This window comes from Actinopolyspora sp. BKK2, assembly GCF_011291845.1.
GTDB lineage: Bacteria > Actinomycetota > Actinomycetes > Mycobacteriales > Pseudonocardiaceae > Actinopolyspora > Actinopolyspora saharensis.
The window spans coordinates 148,010-170,032 of sequence record NZ_JAANTE010000007.1; the positions used below are offsets into that span (position 1 = coordinate 148,010).

Below are 22,023 nucleotides of genomic sequence, written 5' to 3' on the forward strand. Positions count from 1 at the left end.
ACGAAGCCGCGAACCGGCGTTCCCGATCGAGCAGGAGTACCAAGTGACCGCTTCCGTCGCATCGGCAGAGACCCCGCCGTCCCCGTTCTCCCTCACGGAGGACCAGCGAGCGATCAGGGAAACCGCGGGCGAGTTCGCCGCCGAGCGCATCGCCCCCCACGCGGAGGAGTGGGACCGGCAGAAGCACTTCCCGGTGGACGTGCTGGGCGAGGCGGGTGAGCTCGGCATGGGCGGCGTCTACGTCGCCGAGCAGTACGGCGGCAGCGGACTCAGCCGGTTCGACGCCGCGCTGATCTTCGAGGAGCTGGCCACCGGCTGTCCCACGATCGCGGCCTACGTCTCGATACACAACATGGTCGCCTGGATGATCGACGCCTACGGCGACCAGCGGCAGCGCGCCGAGTGGTTGCCCGAGCTGTGCTCGATGCGCAGGCTGGGCAGCTACTGCCTCACCGAACCGGACGCGGGCTCGGACGCGGCCGCCCTGAAGACCAGGGCCGTGCGCGACGGGGACGACTACGTGGTCAACGGAGTGAAGCAGTTCATCTCCGGAAGCGGCCACGCCGGGGTCTACGTCGTGATGGTGCGCACGGGCGAGCCCGGGGCGAAGGGCATCTCCACGCTGGTGATCGACGGTCGCAGCGAGGGGATCTCCTTCGGCCCGGAGGAGCGCAAGATGGGCTGGAACGCCCAACCGACCAGGCAGGTCGTGTTCACCGACGTGCGGGTTCCGGCGCGCAACAGGCTCGGCGAGGAGGGGATCGGCTTCCGCATCGCCATGTCCGGCCTGGACGGCGGCAGGCTCAACATCGGGGCCTGCTCCCTGGGGGGAGCGCGGAAGGCGCTGGAGCTGAGCACGAGCTACGCCGCGGAGCGCAGGGCCTTCGGCTCGCGGATCGGCGATTTCCAGGCGCTGCGGTTCAAGCTGGCCGACATGGCCACCGAGCTCGAGGCGGCCCGCACCCTGCTGTGGCGGGCTGCCGCCGCGCTCGACGCCCGTGACTCCGAGGCCACCCGGCTGTGCGCCATGGCCAAGCGGTTGGCCACCGACGGCGGTTTCAACGTGGCCAACGAAGCCCTTCAGATCCACGGGGGTTACGGATACCTTTCCGAGTACGGATTGGAGAAGATCGTACGTGATCTCCGGGTGCATCAGATCCTGGAAGGCACGAACGAGATCATGCGGCTGATCATTTCCCGTGGACTGTTGGAGTCTGTTTCATGACGAGCCAGGAGAACGACGAGCAGCAGGTGCTGTTCGAGGTGTGGGGAGCGCTCGGGCGGATCACGCTCAACCGGCCGAAGGCCCTGAACTCGCTGACCTACGACATGGTCCGGGCGGTGCTGACCGCGCTGGACCAGTGGCGCACCGACGACAGGGTGCGCGCGGTGCTCATCGAGGGCGCCGGTGAGCGCGGGCTGTGCGCAGGCGGGGACATCCGCGCGATGTACGACGCGATCAAGGCGGACGAACCGGAGCTCACCGAGACGTTCTGGGCGGCCGAGTACCGGATGAACGCCGCGCTGGCGCGCTACCCGAAGCCGGTCGTGGGAATCATGGACGGCATCTGCATGGGCGGCGGCGTCGGGGTCTCGGCCCACGGTTCGCACCGCGTGGTCACCGAGCGCTCCAAGGTGGGCATGCCCGAGGTGGGGATCGGGTTCGTCCCCGACGTCGGCGGCACCCACCTGCTCTCGCGCGCTCCGGGCGAGCTCGGCACGCACATGGCGCTGACCGGTGCTCCGGTCAGCGGGGCCGACGCGGTGCACTGCGGGCTGGCCGACCACTACGTCGCGAGCGACGACCTCGGGGAACTGATCTCCGCGCTCGGGGCGGGCGACGTGGAGGCAGCCCTGGAGAAGTACTCCACCACGCCCCCGCGCTCCGAGCTGGGCGAGGCGCGCGAGTGGATCGACGAGGTCTACGCGCGCGACTCGGTGGAGGAGATCCTGGAGGGGCTGCGTGCGCGCCCCGAGGAGGCGGCGCAGGAAGCGGCCCGGACGATCTCGACCAAGTCGCCGACCTCGCTGAAGGTCACCCTGAGCGCGCTGCGCGCCGCGCGCGGGCTGGGCTCGCTGGAGGAGGTGCTCGACCAGGAGTACCGCGTCTCGCTGGCGTGCACCCACCTAGGCGACTTCGTCGAGGGGGTGCGCGCGACGCTGGTGGACAAGGACCGCGATCCCTCCTGGTCGCCTGCCCGGCTGGAGGACGTCGACGAGCAACGCGTCGCCGCCTTCTTCGAACGTCCCACCGGAGGGGATCTCGGTCTCTCCGGCTGAGGTCCGGTGCCCCTCGGTGGTCACAGTGTCGGATCACGAGAAAGGTAGATCGGCCATGGCTGTCATCGGATTCATCGGGTTGGGACACATGGGCGGGCCCATGTCGGCGAACCTGGTCAAAGCCGGAAACACCGTACGGGGGTTCGACCTTTCGTCCGACGTGCTGCGGAGCGCGGCGGAGCACGGGGCGACGGCCGTGGACTCGGCCGTCGACGCCGTCGACGGCGCCGACGCCGTGATCACGATGCTTCCGGGGGGCAAGCACCTGCTGGAGTGCTACGACGAGATCCTCGGTTCGGTTTCCGGGGGCACGCTGCTGGTCGATTCCTCGACCGTGGACGTCGCGGACTCCCGGCGGGCCCACGAGCTGGCCGCCCGGGTCGGGCTGGACTCGGTGGACGCGCCGGTTTCCGGGGGTACGGCCGGGGCCGAGGCCGGGACGCTGACCTTCATGGTCGGGGGCGGTGAGCAGGCCTACCGGTCCGCGCAGGAGTTCCTGGAACCGATGGCCCGCAAGGTGATCCACTGCGGTGGGGCGGGCAACGGCCAGGTCACCAAGATGTGCAACAACCTCATGCTGGCGGCCTCGATGCTGGGCGTGGCCGAGGCGTTCGTGCTCGGGGAGAAGCTCGGGCTCTCGCACCGGGCGCTGTACGACGTCGCCTCGATCTCCACCGGCCAGTGCTGGTCGTTGACCACCAACTGCCCCGTGCCGGGCATGGTGGACACGAGCAGGGCCGATCACGACTACGAACCCGGGTTCGCCGCCGAGCTGATGCTCAAGGACCTCGGGCTCGCGGTCTCGGCGGCCGAGCGCAGCGGTGTGGACACGGAGGTGGGGCGGCTCGCCGCGAACATCTACGAGCGGTTCAACTCCGAGGGAGGCGGTGGCTACGACTTCAGCGCCGTGATCGATTCCATCAGGCAGCGCTCGGCCGAGGGCTAGGAGGGCTTCCTGCTGATCGGGTTCTCCGGAGCATCCGGGGCGCTCGCCCGTCGGGGAGCCGTTTTCCCCGATCACGGGGTGGGGCGGCCACACGCGGGTGGCAACCGGGCTCGCGGACGCTCCGGGGCACCCGCGCACGTTCTCGAAGACCTCGGGGTACGCTGACTTCTCGTGATGGGCGAACTGGTCGCGTTGTGGGACGGGGTCGAGTCGTGGCTCGTGATGCTCGCCTACCCGTTCCAGGTGACGCTGGTACTGGCCGTGCTCGTCCCGCTGTGCTGGCTCGTCGCTCGCCTGGTCGACCGGATCACGGACGAGGTCTCGGCCAAGCTGACGAGGGTTCGGGACGCCGAACCCCCGTTGCGCAGGCGGGAACGCCACGTTCGCGGACGGGCGGGGTCCGGACTCGGTGTGAGATGGCGACGTGTCGGGCCGGGGCGGCGCAGTGTTCACTCCTGATCGATTCCGCCGGAGGCGAGGGTGAATTCGCGTGCCCGCATAACGCTCGTGCTGCTTGTGATGATCGCTCTGGTCGTGTTCGGCTGGGTCGCCGAGCACGTCGATGTCGTCTGATCGATGTTTTTCGATCGGATCGTTAGTTGGGGCGGGGGGCTGCCCGATGCCGGGGCCCCGCAGCGAGAGCCCACGAGAGGTTCCGCCGAGTGACCAGCTATGACAATCTGAACGTGAACATCTTGATGAATGGTCGCGAAGGAATCGTCCGCGTCGGCGGACGTTGAGATCGAATTGCGCGGTTGTCGATGATGAGTCCGGTTGGGTTTCTGAAGCGGAACGCGAGGAAGGAAGCCGCGGTGCCCGAGCCAGCTCCGTTGCCCGTGTTCGACACCACCGAGGAAGCCGTGCGGCAGGTGCGGTCCGCTGGTGCCTTCGCGCACGTGGTGGACGGTTCCGAAGTAGTCAGCAAGCGGATGATGCTGGACGCGGTCGCGGCCGAGCTGTCGTTCCCGGAGTGGGCGGGGCGTAATCTGGACGCGCTGCACGACTGCCTGATCGACCTGTCGTGGCTGCCCGCCGGGGAGCACGTGCTGGTCTGGTCGAACCACCGCGTGCTGGCCGAGCACGATCCCAAGGCGTACCGCGGGATCGGGTCCGTGCTGGTGGCGGCCGCCCAGGAGTCGGGTGAGCGCGTGTTCCGGGCGGTCTGCGCCGAGGGCGGGGACGCCGAGTAGCGGAGCGCTCTCCGCGCGGCTTGGACGAGTACTCACTCTGATGGGCCGGTTGGCGAGCAAGCGGCGGAGCCGCTCTTCACCACCCGAGCAGACCAAGCCGCGCACTCTCTTATTCGGAGCGCTGCGCCCAGGAGGGTGCGCGCTTCTCGGCGAAGGCCCGCATCCCCTCGGCTGCCTCCTCGCTCGCGAAGTGGCGGGCCGACAGCTCCAGCATGTTCGCGAAGTCCGTCTCCAGATCGTCGGGGCGTGGCGAGCGGAGCATCTCCTTGGTCGCGGCCAGCGCGTTCGGGGCTCCCTTGGCCAGCATCCCGCTGTAGCGGTTCACTTCGGTGTCGAGCCGCTCGGCGGGCACCGCCGAGTTGAGCAACCCGATGTCCACCGCGCGGCGCGCGTCGAAGGTCTCGCCGGTGAGGAACAGCTCGTGGGCCTGCCGCGCCCGCAGCAGCGGCAGCACGGTCACCGAGATCACGGCGGGCACGACTCCGATGCGGACCTCGCTGAAGGCGAAGGTGGCCTCCTCGGCGGCGACGGCGATGTCGGCGGCCGAGACCAGGCCGAGCCCACCGGCCCGCGCCGGTCCGGCCAGCTTCGCGACCACCGGTTTCGGGCTGTTCCAGATCCGCTCCACCAGCCGGGGGACCTCGTTGATCCCCTGGTTCTCGGCGCTCTCGGAGCGGGACTCCTTGAGGTCCATCCCGGCGCAGAACACCGGTCCGGTGTGGTCGAGCACGATCAGCCGCGTCGAGTCGTCCGCCGCGGAGGCGTCCAGCGCTTCGAGCAGTTCCCCGCGCAGTCGCGCGGACAGCGCGTTGCGGTTGTGCGGCGAGTCGAGCGTGATCGTGGCGACCCCGTTGTCCACTTCGCGATGCACGAGTTCGTCGGCCATGCGGGCAGCCTAGCCGCGCCGGGCGCGTGTGACGACACCGCGGAGGCGCGCGGTGCGGTCCCCGGCCATCCGGACGGTTCAGCTCGCCGGGTAGCGCTCGAACCACTCGGGGGTATCCGGGGGAGCGGGGCCGAACTCGCGCGCGGCGTCGGTGGCCATGCGCTCCACCGCCTCGCGCAGCTCCAGCTCGAGGAACCAGTGCTCGCCCACTGTCTCGGGAGCGGACAGCGCCAGCAGCCCGCCGCTGACGGCCCCGCACACGGAGCTGTTGCCGGAGTGGTTGACGGCGATCCGCAGCCCGGTGGCGAAGTCCCCGTGCGCGCTCAGCGCGGAGTAGAGCCCGATCCCGAGGGCCTCCACCGCTTTGAACCCGGCTCCGAGGGTGTTCTCGACGCGCTCGGGCGGGACCACCCCCGACTCGGCGAGTTCGAGCGCCGCGCCCACCCCGGCGCGGACGGTGCCGCCCTCGGGGTGCTCGTCCAGCTCCTCCAGCGCGGCGGTGATCCCCTCGGAGAGGCTCGCCCCGCGCAGCAGCCGCGCGATCAGCACCGCCAGCACGCCCGTGCTCAACCGCACGTCGCGGTGACCGTGGGTCAGGGCGGCGAGCTCGGCGGCCACGTGGAAGGTCTCCGCGTCCTCGGCGCTCCACAGCGCGGCGGGCACGGCGCGCAGCAGCGCGGTGCTGCCGTCCGAGTCGGTCTCCGGGGTCTCCGGATCGCCCATCTCGCGCTGCCCCTTGGCGAAGGCGATCAGCGTGCGCATCATCGTCCTGCCCGGAGTGCGGGTCTGGAACAGCGCCCGCTGCTCCACGAGCCAACCGTCCGGCTCCGGGGTGGTGGACAGGAACTCGCCCGCCGCGCGCGCCCAGCTCAGGTGCTGGGTGTGCAGCCAGCGCTGGCAGGCGTGCTGCACCTGCCGGGTCGGAACCCGCGGGCAGTCGCCGCTCCGCCCGGCCACGCCCGCGCGGACCACGCCCTCCAGAGTGAACAGCAGCAGCTGGGTCTCGCTGCCGATCCGCCCGGACGGGTACCCCGCCGGAACGTACTCCCGGATCCCCTCGGATCCGTAGCGGTCCCTGATCTCGCGCCAGGTCTCCGCGGTGACGGCCCCACCCAGGGCCTCCCCGGCGGCGCAGCCGCGCACGCACTGCACGAAGCGGGACTGCCAGTCCTCACCGGCGGGCTCGTGCCCCCGCTCCTCCGCTCGCTCCGGCTGCTCCGCACCTTCCGCCTGCGAGCGGGTCGGGTGGTGGTTCGTCCACTGCGGTGGGTTCTCCGGCCGGGGGCCGAACTCGGACGCGGCTTCGGCGGTGACGCGTTCGAGCAGCGGCGCCACGGACGGCGCGCGGTGCGGACCCGAACCGAGAACTTCCGGGCCGTGCAGCGCTCCGAGCAGCTGGCCGCAGAGCATCGCCGAGGCCGCGGTGTCCCCGCCGTGGTCGGAGGCGACGCGCAGTGCGCCGGTGAAGTCCCCGGAACAGCCGAGCGCCGCGCGCAGCGCCACCGCCAGCGCCCCCGAGCCGGTGTTCCCGTCGGCGGCGGCTTCCAGGTTCCTCCGGCTCGGCACCAGTCCGGCCGGGCGGAACCGGGCCAGCCGAACGGCCTCGGCCGGTTGCTCGCACGGCCGGTCGTGCGGCAGCAGCCCCAGGGCCGCCTCCGAACCGCTCTCCAGATCCTCGCCGCGCAGCACCGCGAACAGCACGGCGGCCAGCACCCCCGCGGGGCGGTGCCCGTCCGGCCCGCCGTGGGTGAGCGCGGCGATGCGCTCACCCAGCACGAGCGCGGAGTGCGCGTCCGCGGCCCACAGCGCGGCAGCCGCGCCGAGCGGAACGGCACCGGCCGAACCGGCGCCGTTGCCGGGCTCTTCCGGGGAACCGGGGCGCTCACCCGCCGCGATGCGGGCCAGGGCGGTCAGCGTCACCGCATCCCCCTCACCAGCCGTCCGCATCCGCTCGTCGGCGGCCAGCCACCCGCGCGGCTCGGTCTCGTCCGGACGGTGCGGCACGCAGTCCTGCCAGGCGAGCCCGCGGGAGTGCAGCCAACGCTGCTGCCCCCGGAGGGCGGCCGAGACCGGGTCGGCGTCCCCGCTGGTCCGCCACTCCGCGTGGGCGTGGACCAGGGACTCCACTACGGACAGCACCGCGGTGGTGCGGGCGGTGGCCGCGGTGCTCCCGCGGACGAACGCCTCGGCCGTGGCGCACCCGTGCAGCATCCCCAGCAGCCGTCCCCGCGCTTCGGGGAATTTCCCGAACAGCCCCGCCCGCGCTGGTTCCGTCCCCTCGGAAGGGGGCTCCTCCGCCGACCTCAGCCGGTGCAGCAAGCCGGTGGCCCACGGGGGCCGCGCCGGATCCGCGAGCAGGCCACGCCAGACGGTCAGCAACCTCCGCTCGCGGCCGGCCTCGCCCGGATCCGTTCCGGCGCGCAGGACCGCGAGTAATCGTGCTTCGTTCTCGTCCAGGGCGCTCGTCCTCTCGTCCGCCTACGCCGCCCGTCGCTTCCGGAAGTGCACTGCCGAGGACGTTCTCGCCCCCGTCGAGCGACGTGGGGGCAGCGTCGCAACGGACCGGCCGCCCCACCGGTGCATCGGTTCAGTCCGCGCCGTCGTTACGCGCGGTCTCCGCGTCCTGGTAGCGCACCGTCCAATCCGGAGCCTGCCCGTCCGCGGGGAGCTCGCGGAGCCGCCTCCGGTCCGCGAGCAGCGTGTCCACGACTTCGCGCAGCTCCAGCGAGTCGGTCCACTTCGCGGGCAGCGAGTCGTCGCCCCGCGCGGCGCCCAGCAGTCCACCGCAGATGGCCGCGGTGGCCGAGCTGTTCCCCGAGTGGGAGCCGGCCAGCGCGACGGCGCGCTGCCACGAGTCCGGGTGGGAGAGCGCGGCCAGCACCGCGATGCCCAGCGCGCCAGGGGCCTGCCAACCGGTGCCGAGACGATGCAGCACCTCGGAGTTCGGCTCGCCCCGCTCGGCCAGGCGCAGCGCCGAACGGAGCGCTTGCGCCGTGTTCGCCCCGCCCGCGTGCTTGTCCAGTTCGGTCAGCACCCGCTCGACGGCCCGGGAGAGGGGGACCTCCGCGCTCAGCACGTTGACCAGCCCGGCGAGGGCCCCGGCGGGCAGATACCCGTCCGGACCTCCGTGGGTCAGCACGGCCGTCTCCGCGCCGAGGGCGAAGGCCTCGCCCACATCGGGAGCGAACAGCCCGAGCGGAGCGGCGCGCGCGGTGGCGAGGAAACCGTCCGCGGCGTTCGGCGGGTTCAACGGGCCCGAAGCGCTGCTGTGCTCGGCCGGACCGGCCAGCGCGGCGAGACTCGCGTGATCGGGGAACCGCTGGGCGTTGAGCTCGGGGAGCGTGGCGGGCCAGGTCGCGCTTCGCGGAGCAGGCGGCGCGACCCCCTGGGTGCGAACCCACTGCCGCAGGCTCGTGCGTATGCTTTCGACCCTGCTCGCTCCGGGTTCGTGCAGCTCCCGCCGAAGCTCCGCCCGGAGCGCACCGTGCAGCACGAAGACGAGCTGCTGGGTGACGGCGCTGCCCCTGCCGCGGCCGCCGAAGACCTCGGGAAGCTCGCTCTCCGGGTCCGCGGGCTCCACCTGGTCCGCCCGCGTGAAGATCAGCGGGGCCCCGAACGCGTCCCCGCAGGCCGTGCCGAGCACGCAGCCCGCGATCCGCCTGTCGAGGTCCAGGCTCAGCGGTGTTTCGCCGGGAAGTCCCGCCTGGGCAGCGGAATCCGCGTCCCGCTGCCCGAGCAGTCTGCGGGCCTCCTCCGAGCCGAACGCTTCCACGGCCAGGGCGCGCAACCCCTCGTAGAGCTCCTCCGGGACGTTCTCGCCGCCCTCCTGCACGCGTCGCCACGCGGTCAGCAGTCGGGACTCCGTCGTGGACAGCGCGCCGTCGTGCTCCGCGCCGTCGACTTCGGCGGCCTCGGGAGCAGCGGCGGCCGGGACGTGCTCGGCGGCTCCCGCCTCGGCGGTTTCCGCTTCGGCGGGTGGGAAGCCCTCGTCCGAGGACTCCGCGGACTGGGGATCCTCGGACACGGACTCCGTGGACACGGGCTGTTCGGGCTGGGGCTCCTCGGACGGGGAATCGTCGCTCGGGGACTCCGCGGGGGTGGTGTGCTGTTCCTCCTGCCGAGCCCCGTGCGATTCGCCCGCGGAGTCCCCAGCCGTCGAAGCGGGCTCGGCGTCCTCCCGCTCGGCGTCTTCCCGCTCGGCGGGGCTCAGTGCGGCCGCGTGCTGCTCGGCAGCGCTCTTCCAGCGGATCGTCGGCTTCACCCGCTCCGCGCCGGGCGATTCGGTCGCGGCGCTCTCCACCGCGGAGGGAGCGGACTCCGGGGAGCCGGAGGTGGTGACTTCTTCCGCCGGCTCCGCTGCCGGGAAGGCCTCCCCGGGTTCCGTCGCGGGGGCCGGCTCGGTGGCTTCCGGAACGTGGGCTTCGTCCGTGGTCCCCGCGACGGGTTCGGCTGCGCCGGCCTCAGCGGTGGCCGTGCCGCCCGGGTGGGCGAGCCCGGACACCTCCTGCTCCGCGGTGGCTGCCCCCGCCCCCGGGACAGTGGCTTCCGCTCCGGTGGTGTCCGCGGCAGTGACCTCGGTGAACTCGGCGGTTTCCGTGGCAGGGGGCCGTACGGTCAACCAGCTCCGCGGGCGACTTCTCGCGGAGTCCTCCTCGGCGTCCGTCGAATCCCCGGAGTTCTCCGCGGCGGAGGGGAGCGGGTAGCGCTCGTACCACTCCGGCTCTTCCGGGGGTTCGGGACCGAACTCGCGCTCGGCGTCGGCCGCGATCCGCTCGATCGTCTCGCGCAGCTCGAGGGCCCGCACCCATTCGGGCGGGATGGACTCGGCGGACAGCGCCGCCCCCATGATGTTGCCGCAGACCGAAGCCGTGGAATCGCTGTCGCCCGAGTGGTTGACCGCGAGCAGCACCGCGTCGGCGAACGAATCGGGATGGGTCATCGCCGCGTGCACGGCGATGCCGAGCGCCTCCTCGCCGACCCATCCGCCGCCGAGCTGCTGCGCGATGACCTCGGGGCCGGTTTCCCCGGCGGCCGCGAGCTCCGCGGCCCGCTTGAGGCAGGCCGTCGTCTCCTGGTGCTCGTCCCAGGTGGACAGTTCGCGCAACGCCCTGTCGAGCGCTTCCCGCAAGGTGTGGCCGTCCAGGAGCACGCGCACCAGCACGGCCAGAGCCCCCGCGGGCAGGTAGCCGCTCGGGTGCCCGTGGGTCAGCACGGCCGTGCGCACCCCCATGCGGAACACTTCCGCGGGATCGGTGGACCACAGCGCGGCAGGCGCCGCGCGCATCACCCCGCCGCAGCCCTTGGAGTCGTTCAGCGGGCTGTCCACCGAACCGGCTCTCCGACCTTTGGCGAACCCGTGGAGCGCCTGGATGCACGTGGTCCCCGGGGCGCGTCGGGTGAACAGCTCGCGCACCCGGATCAACCAGCCGTCCGGGGCGGGGGCGTCGCCGGGGGCGCGCGCGTCCTTCCAGTCGAACCCCTGGGTGTGCAGCCAGCGCTGATAGGCGTGCTGGACCAGCTTCCCGGGATCGACCGGATCGTCCGAGCGGTGGGCGATACCGGCGCGGATGATCCCGTCCAGCGTGAACAGCGTCATCTGCGTGTCGTCGCTGACCACGGCCGAACCGGCCGTCGAGTCGGGAAACCCGGTGACCCCCTGCGGGCCGAACCGCTGCCGGATCGTCGGCAGCGAGTCGAACTCGACGATGTAACCGAGGGCGTCGCCGACGGCTCCACCCAGCAGCGAACCGAGCAGCCCGCTCCGGGGCTGTCCGGGGTCGTCCGGCACGGAGTCGGCCTGGTCCTCCTGGGCAACCGGCTGGGCTGCTTCTCCCGCGTCCTGCCCGGCCTCCGCCGACTCCAGCGGGGGCTCCGGTTCCTCGGCGGCTGCGGACTCCTGGGGATCCTCCTGCTCCTGCGGGGGTTGCTGGTCCGCCGCGAAGGCCTCGGGGCCGGGGAAGGCGGGGCCGAACTCCAGAGGAGAGACATCGCCCTCGCCCGGGTAACGCCTGGTCCACTGCTCGTCCTCGGGAGGGTTCTGCCCGAACTCCAGCAGCGCGTCCTTGCCCAGGTTCGTGACCGTCTCCCGCGCGTGCAGGTCCCGTAACCAGACCCCGGGAAGCGCGGAGCTGCCGTACACGGCGCCCGCGAGGGCTCCGCAGATCGCCCCGGCCGAGTCGCTGTCTCCGGAGTGGTTGACCGCGAGCAGCACCGCACCGGCCAGGCTCTCGGTGCTCAGCACCGCGCAGACGGCGATGGACAGCGCCTCGGGAGCCGACCAACCCGCCCCGAGCACATCCTTGAGGCGCTCGGGGGTCGGTTTCCCGTGCTCGGCCAGGCTCACGGCGGAGGCCAGCGCCTGCTCCGTGGTGGAGTCGGGAGCGTGCTCGTCGAGGACCGAGCGGGCCTCGTCCAGGGCCGCGGACAGCCGCTCCCCGTCCAGCAGTCGACGCAGCACCACGGCGAGCACCCCCGCGGGCAGGTAGCCGTCGGGGGAGCCGTGGGTCAGCGCGGCGCAGCTCGCGGCCAGCTCGAACACCTCGCGCGGATCGGTCGACCACAGCGCGGCCGGGATCGCGCGCAGCACCCCACCGTGCGAGTCGGAGCGCTGCAGCGGGGCGCCGATGCGGCCCGGAGCTCCCGCGGAGACGAACTCGCGCAGAGCGCTTATGCTGCTGCTGGCCGGTGAGCGCACCGAGAAGAGCTCGGGGATCTCGACCAGCCAGCCGTCCGGCTCGGGATGGGTCTCCGCGAAGGGGCCCGCCGCGCGCTGCCAGGAGTACCCCTGGGTGTGCAGCCAGCGTTGCAGTCCCAGCTGGACCGACCCCAGCGGAGTGGTGGCTGCGCCCGAGCGGACCGCGACGTGCCCGCGGATCATCCCCTCGAGGGCGAACAGGGTCAGCTGCACGTCGTCGGTGAACTCCCCCGCGTGCTCCCCGCCGCGGTCGTAGTCGGTTACGCCGTTCGTGCCGTAGCGGCTCCTGATCTGCTCCACCGGGTAGAACTCGACGGGTGCTCCCAGGGCGTCCCCGGCCGCCGCGGCCAGCAGGCTCCCGAGGAAGCGGTCCCCGAACGGTTCCGTGCCGACCGATTCGCGCTCGGTGGTCGCCGCGGGAGCAGGTTCCGCCTCCGGCGTGCTCTCGGGGGATCGCACCGGCGCGGCTTCGGCGGGTGCCGCGTTGCGGGGCTGCCCGTCGGAGCGCTCGGCGCCGTCGAGGTCGGCCCGCGCGGTGACGGAGGTGACCTCGGCGGGAGTGCCGCCGGCGGGGCTGGCGGGGGAGCCGTTGAGCTCCACGGGAAGACCGGCGGCCCGGATCAGGTCCTCACAGGGGACGCGGACCTTGGTCGAGCTGGCGGGGTTCACCTGGAGGTCGACACCGACCGGGCGCATTCCCGCGAGGGAACGCCCGGTCATGCGTTGCCAGCTGGTCCAGTTCTGCGGAAGCTGCGCCTCCGAGGTGAAGACCTGGAGCTGCTTGCGGCCGGAGTGGTGCTCGAGGGTGAACAGGCCGTCGCCCTGCGGTTGCGCGAACAGGATGAGCTCGGCCTCCAGCAGCGCCCCCAGCAGGGTCTGCCCCGGCGCGTAACCGGTGCTCGTGAGTTGCAGGGCCCGTTCCACGTCGTTGGCCGGAGCGGGCAGCCGCAGTGCCACGGGGGAGGGGCGGTAGTTCGGGTTCGGTGAGAACTCCTCCGTGAGCTGTCCGCGTTCGTCCACGCGGAACCCGCCTATGAAACCCCACGGCGGCACCTCCGCGTTGGGGTCGGTGAAGATCGGATCCACCACGTACAGCCAGCTGTTCGGCTGTTGCGCTGCCTGTTCCCGCATCGCGGGTGTAATAGCCGGTCGGCTCGGCTGCTGACTGCTCATCTCCCCCGCTGCTTCCCGTGTCAAGTTCGTCGGCGTGCCCGGGGAGCCCCGTCGTCCGTCGGAGGCGATCTCCCCGTGGAACGCGCCCGATCGGGCGTGACGATCGGACGCGACTCGATAAGCGATCGGTTCCGTGCGTCACTGCACGACCGTTACTGTCTCATGACCTTTTGGAATGAAGATCGGTATATCCTGTTTACCAAACGTGAAAACACCGGTATGCGCTGTGACGGGGGCCTGTCCTCGACTGCCGAGATCCCGGCGGCGGCCGGAGCGTCGGGGGTGGCTTCCGTGCCGCCGCCGGGCGGGCGCCCCGAGGGCGCCACACGAGCATGGCGGTGAACCCGGTCCCGGTGGGGCGAGTCGCTCCGAATTACGCCGAAAGGCTCACGGGTCTGCTGCTTCGGGAGTCGTGGAGTTCCTCCGGGGCCGAGCGGGATCCGGGACGGTCGGGCAGCTGCGCGTGCTCCGGCACGGAGCGTGTGCTCGCGCTGTGCGCGGAAAGGGCGATTCCGGGGTTTCGTCGTCTCAGCGCGCGCGGAGCGGTCCGCGCTACTACTTTGAGGTGAGGGGCATTCACTCGCGAATCCATGCGTTCGGCGAGGCAACTCTTGCGTTCTGCAGCGCGTCCCCCGGGGTGACGGAAACGAAGCACTGCGATGCGGGAAGGTGGATGTTGTCCGTATGCGTAAGACTTTCGCAGCAGCGGCCGCGGCCTTGACCTTTTTCGGTGGTGTGGGAACGGCCGCCGCCGTGAACTCGCCCGAGGATTCCGAGACGAATTCGTCCCGGGGTGCTTCGGAGCGGAACGGTCTGTTCACCAGCGTCACGGGAAAGCTGGTTCGAGGTGAATCGGGATATTCCATAACGGGGGAGAGCAGCGGCGATCGCTATCAGCTGTCCTCCGGTTCCGGAATTCTGCGTCCCTACGTCGGCAAGCGGGTCAAGGTCACGGGCAGTACCCCCGGCGGCCCGAGCGGCGGCGCCGACCGGTTGACCGTGCGCACGGTGGAACCGGTCGCCAGTGGCGAGCAGCTCCCCGAGCGCGGGACCACGCAGCTGCAGTTCGAGGTGAGCACGGGTGCCGACGTTCCCGACGGGATGACGTTCTACGGTCTGTTCGGCGAGCCCGGCCCCGATCCCAGCGGAAAGGTGGCGGGCATCGAGGAGCTCGGCGCGATCGCGCTGAACGATTTCGACGGTGACGGGGTCTACACCGCCCCGCTCGGGATGAAGCGGGACAGTCGGGTCGTGGCCCGCATCGCCGTGGGCAGCACCGCCACGGGGCCGCGCGAGGTGATCCACCCGCAGAGCGTGGTGCAGCGGGACAACACGGTCGTGCTGGACGGGGACACCACGGTGTCCACGGATTACCGGGCCGTTCGCTCCTGCGGCGACGTCTCGTTCACCCCTGATTCGGACCACGGGGCCTTCGGGGTGCGGGCGACCGGGGTCGACTGCGGGCTCGCCCGCCAGGTCGCTGCCGACGCGGAGGGCAACCTGGGAGACAACTACCGCAGTCACGAGTTCACCTGCCTGGCCGGCGAGTCCGACAGCGAGCTCGGCGGCTACGACTACACCTGCAGGCACGGAGTGCGGAAGGTGACTTTCGCGGCCTCCTGAACCGTGCTCGGCACTCCTCCGGACGGGATCTCTCCCGCCCGGAGGAGTGCCGGGTGCTCCCGGCGGTCCGAGCTCCCCATTCGAGCTCCTCGGGGAAACACTGCGAGTGCACGTCGGGGAACTCCCCGTGTTTGTCCTATGTGGACTAAATATACCGTGGGATGGTCACTCGGGCCCGGGCTTCGAAGGGAACCCACATGTCGGACGGACGGACTGATTCCGGAGGGAGCTCTCGGTGGGCTGCAGGGACGGATTCCGGCCGGTGTCGCCTCAACGCGCTGGACGCGGTGCTGCGCGGGGCTTCGCGGCTGTCGGTGGTCGAACCGGAGGTGGAGGCGCTGGGAGAGCTGGTGGGAACCGGTGCGGTGTGCTTCGACATCGGCGCGGCGTACGGGATGTACAGCCTTCCGCTGGCCCGTCTCGTCGGCCCTGCGGGCGAGGTTCACTCCTTCGAGCCTCAGCGCAAGCCGCACCGGATTCTCACGGCGGCGGCGTGGCTGGCCGGAGCGCGGAACCTGCGAGTCACCCGCGCCGCGCTGGGGAGCCGCCCCGGAACGCGCGTGCTCGCCGTCCCCACCCGGTTCGGACTCCCGATCCACGGGCACGCGCACGTGGCCGACGAAGTGCTCGTTCCGGAATCGGTTGGTCTTTTTCGGGGAAAGCGTTCAGTTTCGAGTGAAACGTTCTCGGTGGACCGGGTGCGGCGCACGCGCGGACTGAACCGGATCGATTTCATGAAAATCGATGTGGAGGGGTACGAGTCAGCGGTGCTGGAGGGGGCGGAGGAAACCCTGGAGAAATGTCGACCGAAAATTCTGATGGAGATCGAGCAACGTCATCTCGCGCGGTACGGAACCGAATCGGAGAAAATCATCGGATGGCTGCGCGATCTGGGATATCGGGCCCACGTGCGGCACGGCGGAAAATGGGAACCCGTGGAACGGGTGACCGCGTGGAAGCGGAACTACCTCTTCACGCCGCGGGCGACGTGAGCTCCGGCGTGTGACGCTCCGTGGCGGCTCTCCGGCCGCTCGGGCCGCGGGCCTTCGGCGCCCGCGACGCCGAGACCGGCAGCCGAGCAGCCCGCGCCGCCGTGGGTGAACCGGGCGAACCCGCGGCAGCGATCACCCACGGCAGGAGCGAACGGGGAGAGCGGAAGGCACCGGTCAACCGACGCGGGACAGCCGCGGCTGCTGACCTGGCGCCCCCAGCGCGGCGTCGTACCTGCTCAGCACGAGATCGGCGATCCCGCGATCGGCCCCCATGGTCTCGGCCAGCAGTGGGGAGGGGGCGCTCTCCCGCGCGCGTTCGAGCGCGCGGTCGGGAAGTCGCCCCGGAGCGAGGAACCACGAGGCCACGGCGAAGCGCCGCGCGCCCGCGGCGCGCAGTCGCTCCACAGCAGCGGGGACGTCGGGATCGGCGGCCGCGGCGAAGGCCGCCACCGCCCCGGCCCACGCGGTGTGGCGCTGCCACGTTTCGGCCACATCGGCGACCAGCCGATTCGCCGGAGGATGGGCGGAACCGGCGCCCGCGAGGACGACGCCGAGCCGTTCGTCGTCCGGATCGGCGCCCGTCTGCAGCAACCGGCGCCAAGCCGCCTCGCGCAGCCGCTGATCGGGTCCGAGCACCTCGGCCGTGCGGACCCGGAACAGCGGGTTCCGCTCCTGGGCCTCGGTCACGGCGGTGGGGATGTCCACGCTCGCGTGGTAGGCGTGACCGAGCAGCAGCGGAACCACGACCGCGCTGCCGTGGCCGTCGGAGTGCACGGCATCGAGCACGTCGCCGAGAGCGGGGGCGGACAGGTCGAGGAATGCCGTGCGCACGTCCAGCTCGGGGCGCACGGAGCGAACCACGTCCAGCAGCCCCCGAATGGTGGCTGCCGAACGCGGGTCACGACTGCCGTGCGCCACCGCGACCAGCGGTGCGTTCATCCCGGTCTCCAGGAATCAGTCGACTGCGGCCGCGGCCAACGGAGCCAGGGGGACTCCGACGAGGCCCGCGGCGAGTGTCGAACCGTCGGAGGGGTCGAGCACGATGAACGAGCCGGTGCGCTTGCTCTCCGCGTACTCGTCCACCGGGAGCGACTCCGAGGTCTGGAACCGGACCTTGCCGATCTCGTTGAGCTCCAACTGCTCCGGGGCCCCCACCCCGGACAGCTCCTGCTCGTCGAACCGGGTGGACAGCTCCGCGACCTTGGCCTGGACGGTCCGCGTTCCGTGCTTGACCAGCACCCGGGCGCGCGGCGCGAGCGGCTTCTCGGCCAGCCAGCAGACCGTGGCCTCGATCTCGTCGGTGACCCGGGGCTGGCTCGCGGCGGAGACGATGACGTCGCCGCGCGCGATGTCCAAGTCGTCCTCCAGCAGGACCGTCACCGAGCGGCCCGCGGCGGCACTGGGAACGGAGCCGTCGGGCGTGTCCACCTTGGCCACCCTGCTGCGCGCCCCGCCGGGGAGCACGGTGACCTCGTCCCCCTCCGAGACGACGCCCGCAGCCACCTGGCCCGCGTAACCGCGGTAGTCCGGGTGCTCGGCGGTGCGCGGACGGATGACGTACTGCACCGGAAGTCGGAACGGGGCGTCGTGCGGGTCGGGCGCGACCGGAACGTTCTCCAGGTGCTCCAGCAGCGACGGGCCCGTGTACCAGGGAGTGCGCTCGGAGCGCTCCACCACGTTGTCGCCGTGCAGCGCGGAGACCGGAACGGTGACCACGTGATCGTCGGAGTAGCCGAGAGCCCTGGCGTGCTCGGTGAACTCCTCCGCGATCGAAGTGTGCACCGATTCGTCGAAGTCGACCATGTCGATCTTGTTGACCGCCAGCACCAGCCTGGGAACTCCCAGCAGGGCGAGGACGGCCGCGTGCCTGCGGGTCTGCTCCAGCACGCCCTTGCGGGCGTCGACGAGCAGCACGGCCAGCTGAGCGGTGGAGGCCCCGGTGACGGTGTTCCTCGTGTACTGCACGTGCCCCGGGGTGTCGGCGAGCACGAAGGTGCGCTTGGGCGTGGCGAAGTAGCGGTAGGCGACATCGATGGTGATGCCCTGCTCCCGCTCCGCGCGCAATCCGTCCACGAGCAGCGACAGGTCCGGCTGACTCAGGCCGCGGTCGGCGCTGACCCGGTGCACGGCCTCGAGCTGGTCGGCCAGCACCGACTTCGTGTCGTGCAGCAGCCGTCCGACCAGGGTGCTCTTGCCGTCGTCCACGGAGCCCGCGGTGGCGAGCCGCAGCAGATCGGTGTGCACCGGGAGAGCGACCTCGGTGCCGCTGTCCGGGGCGAATCGCGTGAGGGTCTCGGTCTCGTCGGTCATCAGAAGTAGCCCTCCCGCTTACGGTCCTCCATGGCGGCCTCGGACATCCTGTCGTCGGCCCTCGTCGCTCCGCGCTCGGTCAGATGGCTCGCGGCGACCTCGGCGATCACGTCGTCCACCGTGTAGGCCTCGGACTCCACAGCCCCGGTGCACGAACCGTCACCGACGGTGCGGTAGCGCACCGTCTTCTCGACGACCTCCTCGCCCTCGCGGGGTCCGCCCCAGGGTCCCGAGGTCAACCACATGCCGTCCCGGGCGAAGACCTCCCTGCGGTGGGCGTAGTAGAGCTCGGCGAGCTCGATCTTCTCGCGCTGGATGTAGCGCCACACGTCCAGCTCGGTCCAGTTGGACAGCGGGAACACGCGCATGTGCTCCCCGGCGCGGTGCTTGCCGTTGTAGAGGTTCCACAACTCGGGCCGCTGCCTGCGCGGGTCCCACTGGCCGAAGGAGTCGCGCAGGCTGAACACGCGCTCCTTGGCGCGGGCGCGTTCCTCGTCCCGGCGGCCGCCACCGAACACGGCGTCGAACCGGTTCTTCTCGATGGCCTCGAGCAGCGGCTGGGTCTGCAGCGGGTTGCGCGTGCCGTCCGGACGCTCGCTGAGCCTGCCGTCGTCGATCCAGTCCTGCACCCTTTCCACGACCAGTCGCAGGTCGTGCCTGTCCACGAGCTCGTCGCGGAACTGCAGGACCTCTTCGAAGTTGTGGCCGGTGTCCACGTGCAGCAACGGGAACGGCACGGGCGCGGGGCGGAAGGCCTTCAGCGCCAGGTGCAGCAGCACCGTGGAGTCCTTGCCTCCGGAGAACAGGATCACCGGGCGGTCGAACTCCCCGGCAACCTCCCGGAAGATGTGAATCGCCTCGGACTCCAGCGCATCGAGGTTGTCCACTTGTGGCGGAGCCTCGGCTATCGCCGGATCTTCCGGCAGGTCGAGATTCTGATCCATGATCGCTTCCGTCGTCATCAGCGTGCCCTTACACAGTTATCAGTTCACCCCATCGAGGGATGTCACGGTGCCGGTGACACCGCAGGCCCGGCCACGGCAGCACCGCACCGCGCCATTTCCGCGCTCGTGGGCTCAGGCGTGCAGCCCGCACTCCGTCTTCGAGGACCCGGCCCAGCGACCACTGCGCGGGTGCTCACCGGCCCCGGGCTTGGCCGTGCACGGTTGGCACCCGATCGAGGGGTAACCGGCGGGCACCAACGGATTGACCAGCACGTTGTGCTCGGCTATGTAATTGTCCATGTCCTCGTCCGTCCAGGCGGCGAGCGGATTCACCTTCACCAGATTGTTCCGGTCGTCCCAGGTGATCAGCGGAGTGTTCGTCCGGGTGGGCGAGTCGACCCGCCGCAGACCCGTGACCCACGCCTCGTAGCGGGCGAGGGTGTTCTGGAGCGGGAGAACCTTGCGCAGGTGGCAGCACCGCTCCGGATTCCGCTCGTACAGCCGGGCTCCCTCGGAGGCGTCCTGCTGCTCCACGGTTTGCTCGGGCATCGCGTTGATGATGTTGACGTCGTACATCTGTGCGACCGCGTCCCTGGTGCCGAGCGTCTCGGCGAAGTGGTACCCGGTCTCCAGGAAGAGGACGTCCACACCGGGGTGGATCTTCGAGGTCAGATCCACGAGCGAGGCGTCCTGCATGTTGGAAGCCACGATCAGGTTGTCACCGAAGGTCCGTGACGCCCAGGAGAGCACCTCCTCGGCGCTCGCTTCGGACAGCTGTTCACGGCCCTGCTCCACGAGAGCTCGCAGCTCTTCGTCGCCACGCCGAACGCCGATATCGGGGGTGCTCTCCGCGGTCATGGTTCCTCGTCCTCCTCGGTCAGCGCCAATCCTGCGAGTCTTACCGTGAACACACGGCGGCACGCCTGGCATTTCCACGCGCCGGCAGGTTCAGCCTGCGGCATGAGTTCCTCATCGCCGCAGTACGGGCAGTAGAACGGAACGGCCCTGCCTTCGGGTCCGGAGTCCGTCGAATGTCCCCCGTTCACGTTAGCGCCTCATCACTCACGCGGTTGGCCCACTCGGCAAAAGTCTCGTCGGAGGAGCGTTGCTCGAGGTAGCGACGCACCAGACGCTCCACGTAATCGCCCACCTCGGCGGAGGTCACCTTGTGCCCCCGTATCTTGCGGCCGAAACCGGCGTCTCGGCCGAGTCCGCCGCCCAGGTGGACCTGGAACCCCTCGACCTGGTTGCCCTCCTCGTCCCGGACGAGCTGGCCCTTGAGGCCGATGTCGGAGACCTGGGTGCGCGCGCAGGCGTTCGGGCAGCCGTTCAGGTTGACCGTCACGGGCTTTTCGATGTCGCCCTGCACGTCCTTCAACCTGCGTTCCAGGTCCTCGACCAGATCCGTGGCGCGGTTCTTGGTCTCGACGATGGCCAGCTTGCAGAACTCGATCCCGGTGCAGGCCATGACGCTGCGGCGCCAGGAGGAGGGACGAGCGTGCAGCCCGAGCTGGTCCAGCTCGGAGATGAGGCCCTCGACCTCGGAACCGGGGACGTCGAGCACGAGCAGGTTCTGCTCCACGGTGGTGCGCACCCGGCGCGAGCCCACTCGCTCGGCGGCCTCGGCGACCTCGATGAGCTTGGAGCCGCTCACCCGCCCGGCGACCGAGGTCACACCCACGTAGTAGTTGCCGTCGACCTGCTCGTGAACCCCCACGTGGTCGCGCGCGCCCTCCGGGATCGGGGGAGCGGGGCCGTCGAGGAGCTCACGGCCGAGGTACTCGTTCTCCAGCACCTCGCGGAACTTCTCCGCGCCCCAGTCGGCGACCAGGAACTTCATCCTGGCCCTGTTGCGCAGCCGCCGGTAACCGTAGTCCCGGAATATCTGCACCACGGCGTTCCAGACCTCGGGCACGTCCTCGAGCGGGATCCAGGTGCCCAGGCGCACGGCGAGCTTGGGATTGGTGGACAGCCCCCCGCCGACCCAGAGGTCGAAGCCGGGCCCGTGCTCCGGGTGGTGCGCCCCGATGAACGAGACGTCGTTCGTCTCGTGCACCACGTCCTGGCGCGGAGATCCGGAGATGGCCGTCTTGAACTTCCTGGGGAGGTTGGACAGCGACTCGTCGCCGATGTAGCGGTGGGTTATCTCACGGATGGCGGGCGTGGCGTCGACGACCTCGTCGGCGGCGATCCCGGCCACGGGGGAGCCGAGGATCACGCGCGGGCAGTCACCGCACGCCTCGGTGGTGTAGAGCCCGACGGACTCCAGCCGCCGCCAGATCTCGGGCATGTCCTCCACGCGGATCCAGTGCAGCTGGACGTTCTGCCGATCGGTGACGTCGGCGGTGTCGCGCGCGTAGATCTGCGAGATCTCCCCGATGACCCGCAGCTGCTCGGTGGTCAGCGCGCCGCCGTCCACGCGGATTCGCAGCATGAAGTAGGAATCGTCCAGCTGCTCCGGCTCTATGGTGCCGGTCCGGGCGCCCGGGATTCCGGGGGCCCGCTGGGTGTAGAGTCCCCACCAGCGAAAACGGCCGCGCAGATCGGACGGGTCGATGGAGTCGAAGCCGCGCAGCGCGTAGATGTTCTCGATGCGGCTGCGCACGTTGAGCGGATTGTCGTCCTTCTTGGACTGTTCGTTGCCGTTGAGCGGTTCGCGGTACCCGAGCGCCCACTGTCCTTCGGCGCCGCCCTTGCCCTTGCGGGCGGGGGAGCGGCGTTTCGGCTGGCTCGGTGCTTCCGTCGGGGGGACCATTCGGCCGACCTCCGGGATGACGTGGCGTTACTACGCCGCGAGGAGACTGTCTCGGGAAAGTTTGCTCGCGATCCGAAAAGAGCGATTTCCGGATCGGGCGTCGTGAAAACGCGTCGACGGACTAGCCCGCGCTACGGCACAGCGCGCTCGACACCCGCCGCAGATCCAAGTAGCGCCGGGCGACCAGCAGCAGCTCGGTGGGGGTCGCGTCCATGTTCGTCAGCCTGCCA

The 22,023-nt window shown here is 70.8% G+C and carries 17 protein-coding genes; 7 read left to right on the forward strand and 10 right to left on the reverse strand.

The annotated features are described in order from the left end of the window. Positions 1–43 precede the first annotated feature (43 nt). The 5 genes from G9Q41_RS22415 (at position 44) to G9Q41_RS15770 (ending at position 4,416) form a co-directional block, all read left to right on the forward strand. Positions 44–1,225 (forward strand): acyl-CoA dehydrogenase family protein, encoded by a 1,182-nt coding sequence (locus tag G9Q41_RS22415; protein ID WP_092523300.1) that lies wholly within the window; start codon positions 44–46, stop codon positions 1,223–1,225. Beyond that, a complete protein-coding gene (locus G9Q41_RS15755; RefSeq protein ID WP_165633202.1) occupies positions 1,222–2,280 on the forward strand; it encodes an enoyl-CoA hydratase/isomerase family protein in 1,059 nt (352 codons plus the stop codon). The genes G9Q41_RS22415 and G9Q41_RS15755 overlap by 4 nt, the downstream gene beginning before the upstream one ends. A gap of 55 nt (positions 2,281–2,335) precedes the next feature. Then, positions 2,336–3,226, forward strand: a complete 891-nt coding sequence (mmsB, locus tag G9Q41_RS15760; protein WP_165633201.1) for a 3-hydroxyisobutyrate dehydrogenase — start codon at positions 2,336–2,338, stop codon at positions 3,224–3,226. Between the two features lie 174 nt (positions 3,227–3,400). Then, complete coding sequence (locus tag G9Q41_RS15765) at positions 3,401–3,685, forward strand: hypothetical protein (protein ID WP_165633200.1); 285 nt, start codon at positions 3,401–3,403, stop codon at positions 3,683–3,685. Between the two features lie 353 nt (positions 3,686–4,038). Next, positions 4,039–4,416, forward strand: a complete 378-nt coding sequence (locus tag G9Q41_RS15770) for a barstar family protein (protein ID WP_245695744.1) — start codon at positions 4,039–4,041, stop codon at positions 4,414–4,416. A gap of 109 nt (positions 4,417–4,525) precedes the next feature. On the opposite strand, the gene G9Q41_RS15775 is transcribed toward G9Q41_RS15770, so the two are convergent. From G9Q41_RS15775 to G9Q41_RS15785, 3 genes are all read right to left on the reverse strand, one after another. After that, entirely contained in the window at positions 4,526–5,302 is a 777-nt protein-coding gene (locus tag G9Q41_RS15775; RefSeq protein ID WP_165633199.1) for an enoyl-CoA hydratase-related protein, read from the reverse strand. A 78-nt stretch (positions 5,303–5,380) separates the two neighbouring features. Further along, on the reverse strand, positions 5,381–7,681 hold the full coding sequence (locus G9Q41_RS15780) for an ADP-ribosylglycohydrolase family protein (protein WP_242687518.1): 2,301 nt from the start codon (positions 7,679–7,681) through the stop codon (positions 5,381–5,383). A gap of 208 nt (positions 7,682–7,889) precedes the next feature. Then, positions 7,890–13,127: a type VII secretion system-associated protein gene (locus G9Q41_RS15785; RefSeq protein ID WP_165633198.1), complete on the reverse strand. Its 5,238-nt coding sequence runs from the start codon at positions 13,125–13,127 to the stop codon at positions 7,890–7,892. Positions 13,128–13,853: 726 nt separating this feature from the next. On the opposite strand from G9Q41_RS15785, the gene G9Q41_RS15790 reads away from it, so the two are divergent. Beyond that, entirely contained in the window at positions 13,854–14,792 is a 939-nt protein-coding gene (locus G9Q41_RS15790; RefSeq protein WP_165633197.1) for a DUF5818 domain-containing protein, read from the forward strand. A gap of 197 nt (positions 14,793–14,989) precedes the next feature. Beyond that, positions 14,990–15,784 carry an FkbM family methyltransferase gene (locus tag G9Q41_RS15795; protein WP_165633196.1) on the forward strand — a complete coding sequence of 265 codons (795 nt, stop codon included), beginning with the start codon at positions 14,990–14,992 and terminating at the stop codon, positions 15,782–15,784. Positions 15,785–15,958: 174 nt separating this feature from the next. Here G9Q41_RS15795 and G9Q41_RS15800 read toward each other — a convergent pair whose 3' ends face one another. The 7 genes from G9Q41_RS15800 to G9Q41_RS22745 form a co-directional block, all read right to left on the reverse strand. Beyond that, positions 15,959–16,723 (reverse strand): sirohydrochlorin chelatase, encoded by a 765-nt coding sequence (locus G9Q41_RS15800; RefSeq protein ID WP_165633195.1) that lies wholly within the window; start codon positions 16,721–16,723, stop codon positions 15,959–15,961. A 15-nt stretch (positions 16,724–16,738) separates the two neighbouring features. Then, positions 16,739–18,094, reverse strand: a complete 1,356-nt coding sequence (locus G9Q41_RS15805; RefSeq protein ID WP_217637828.1) for a GTP-binding protein — start codon at positions 18,092–18,094, stop codon at positions 16,739–16,741. Beyond that, complete coding sequence (cysD, locus tag G9Q41_RS15810) at positions 18,094–19,038, reverse strand: sulfate adenylyltransferase subunit CysD (RefSeq protein ID WP_165633275.1); 945 nt, start codon at positions 19,036–19,038, stop codon at positions 18,094–18,096. Before cysD ends, G9Q41_RS15805 begins: the two co-directional genes overlap by 1 nt. Before the next feature lie 132 nt (positions 19,039–19,170). After that, positions 19,171–19,896, reverse strand: coding sequence for a phosphoadenylyl-sulfate reductase (locus tag G9Q41_RS15815; RefSeq protein ID WP_092523281.1), 726 nt, complete (start codon positions 19,894–19,896; stop codon positions 19,171–19,173). Continuing rightward, entirely contained in the window at positions 19,893–20,084 is a 192-nt protein-coding gene (locus G9Q41_RS22740) for a hypothetical protein (RefSeq protein WP_092523279.1), read from the reverse strand. Before G9Q41_RS22740 ends, G9Q41_RS15815 begins: the two co-directional genes overlap by 4 nt. Beyond that, positions 20,081–21,793 (reverse strand): nitrite/sulfite reductase, encoded by a 1,713-nt coding sequence (locus G9Q41_RS15820; RefSeq protein ID WP_165633194.1) that lies wholly within the window; start codon positions 21,791–21,793, stop codon positions 20,081–20,083. Before G9Q41_RS15820 ends, G9Q41_RS22740 begins: the two co-directional genes overlap by 4 nt. A gap of 121 nt (positions 21,794–21,914) precedes the next feature. After that, positions 21,915–22,007: a putative leader peptide gene (locus G9Q41_RS22745; protein WP_342751275.1), complete on the reverse strand. Its 93-nt coding sequence runs from the start codon at positions 22,005–22,007 to the stop codon at positions 21,915–21,917. Positions 22,008–22,023: the final 16 nt, after the last annotated feature.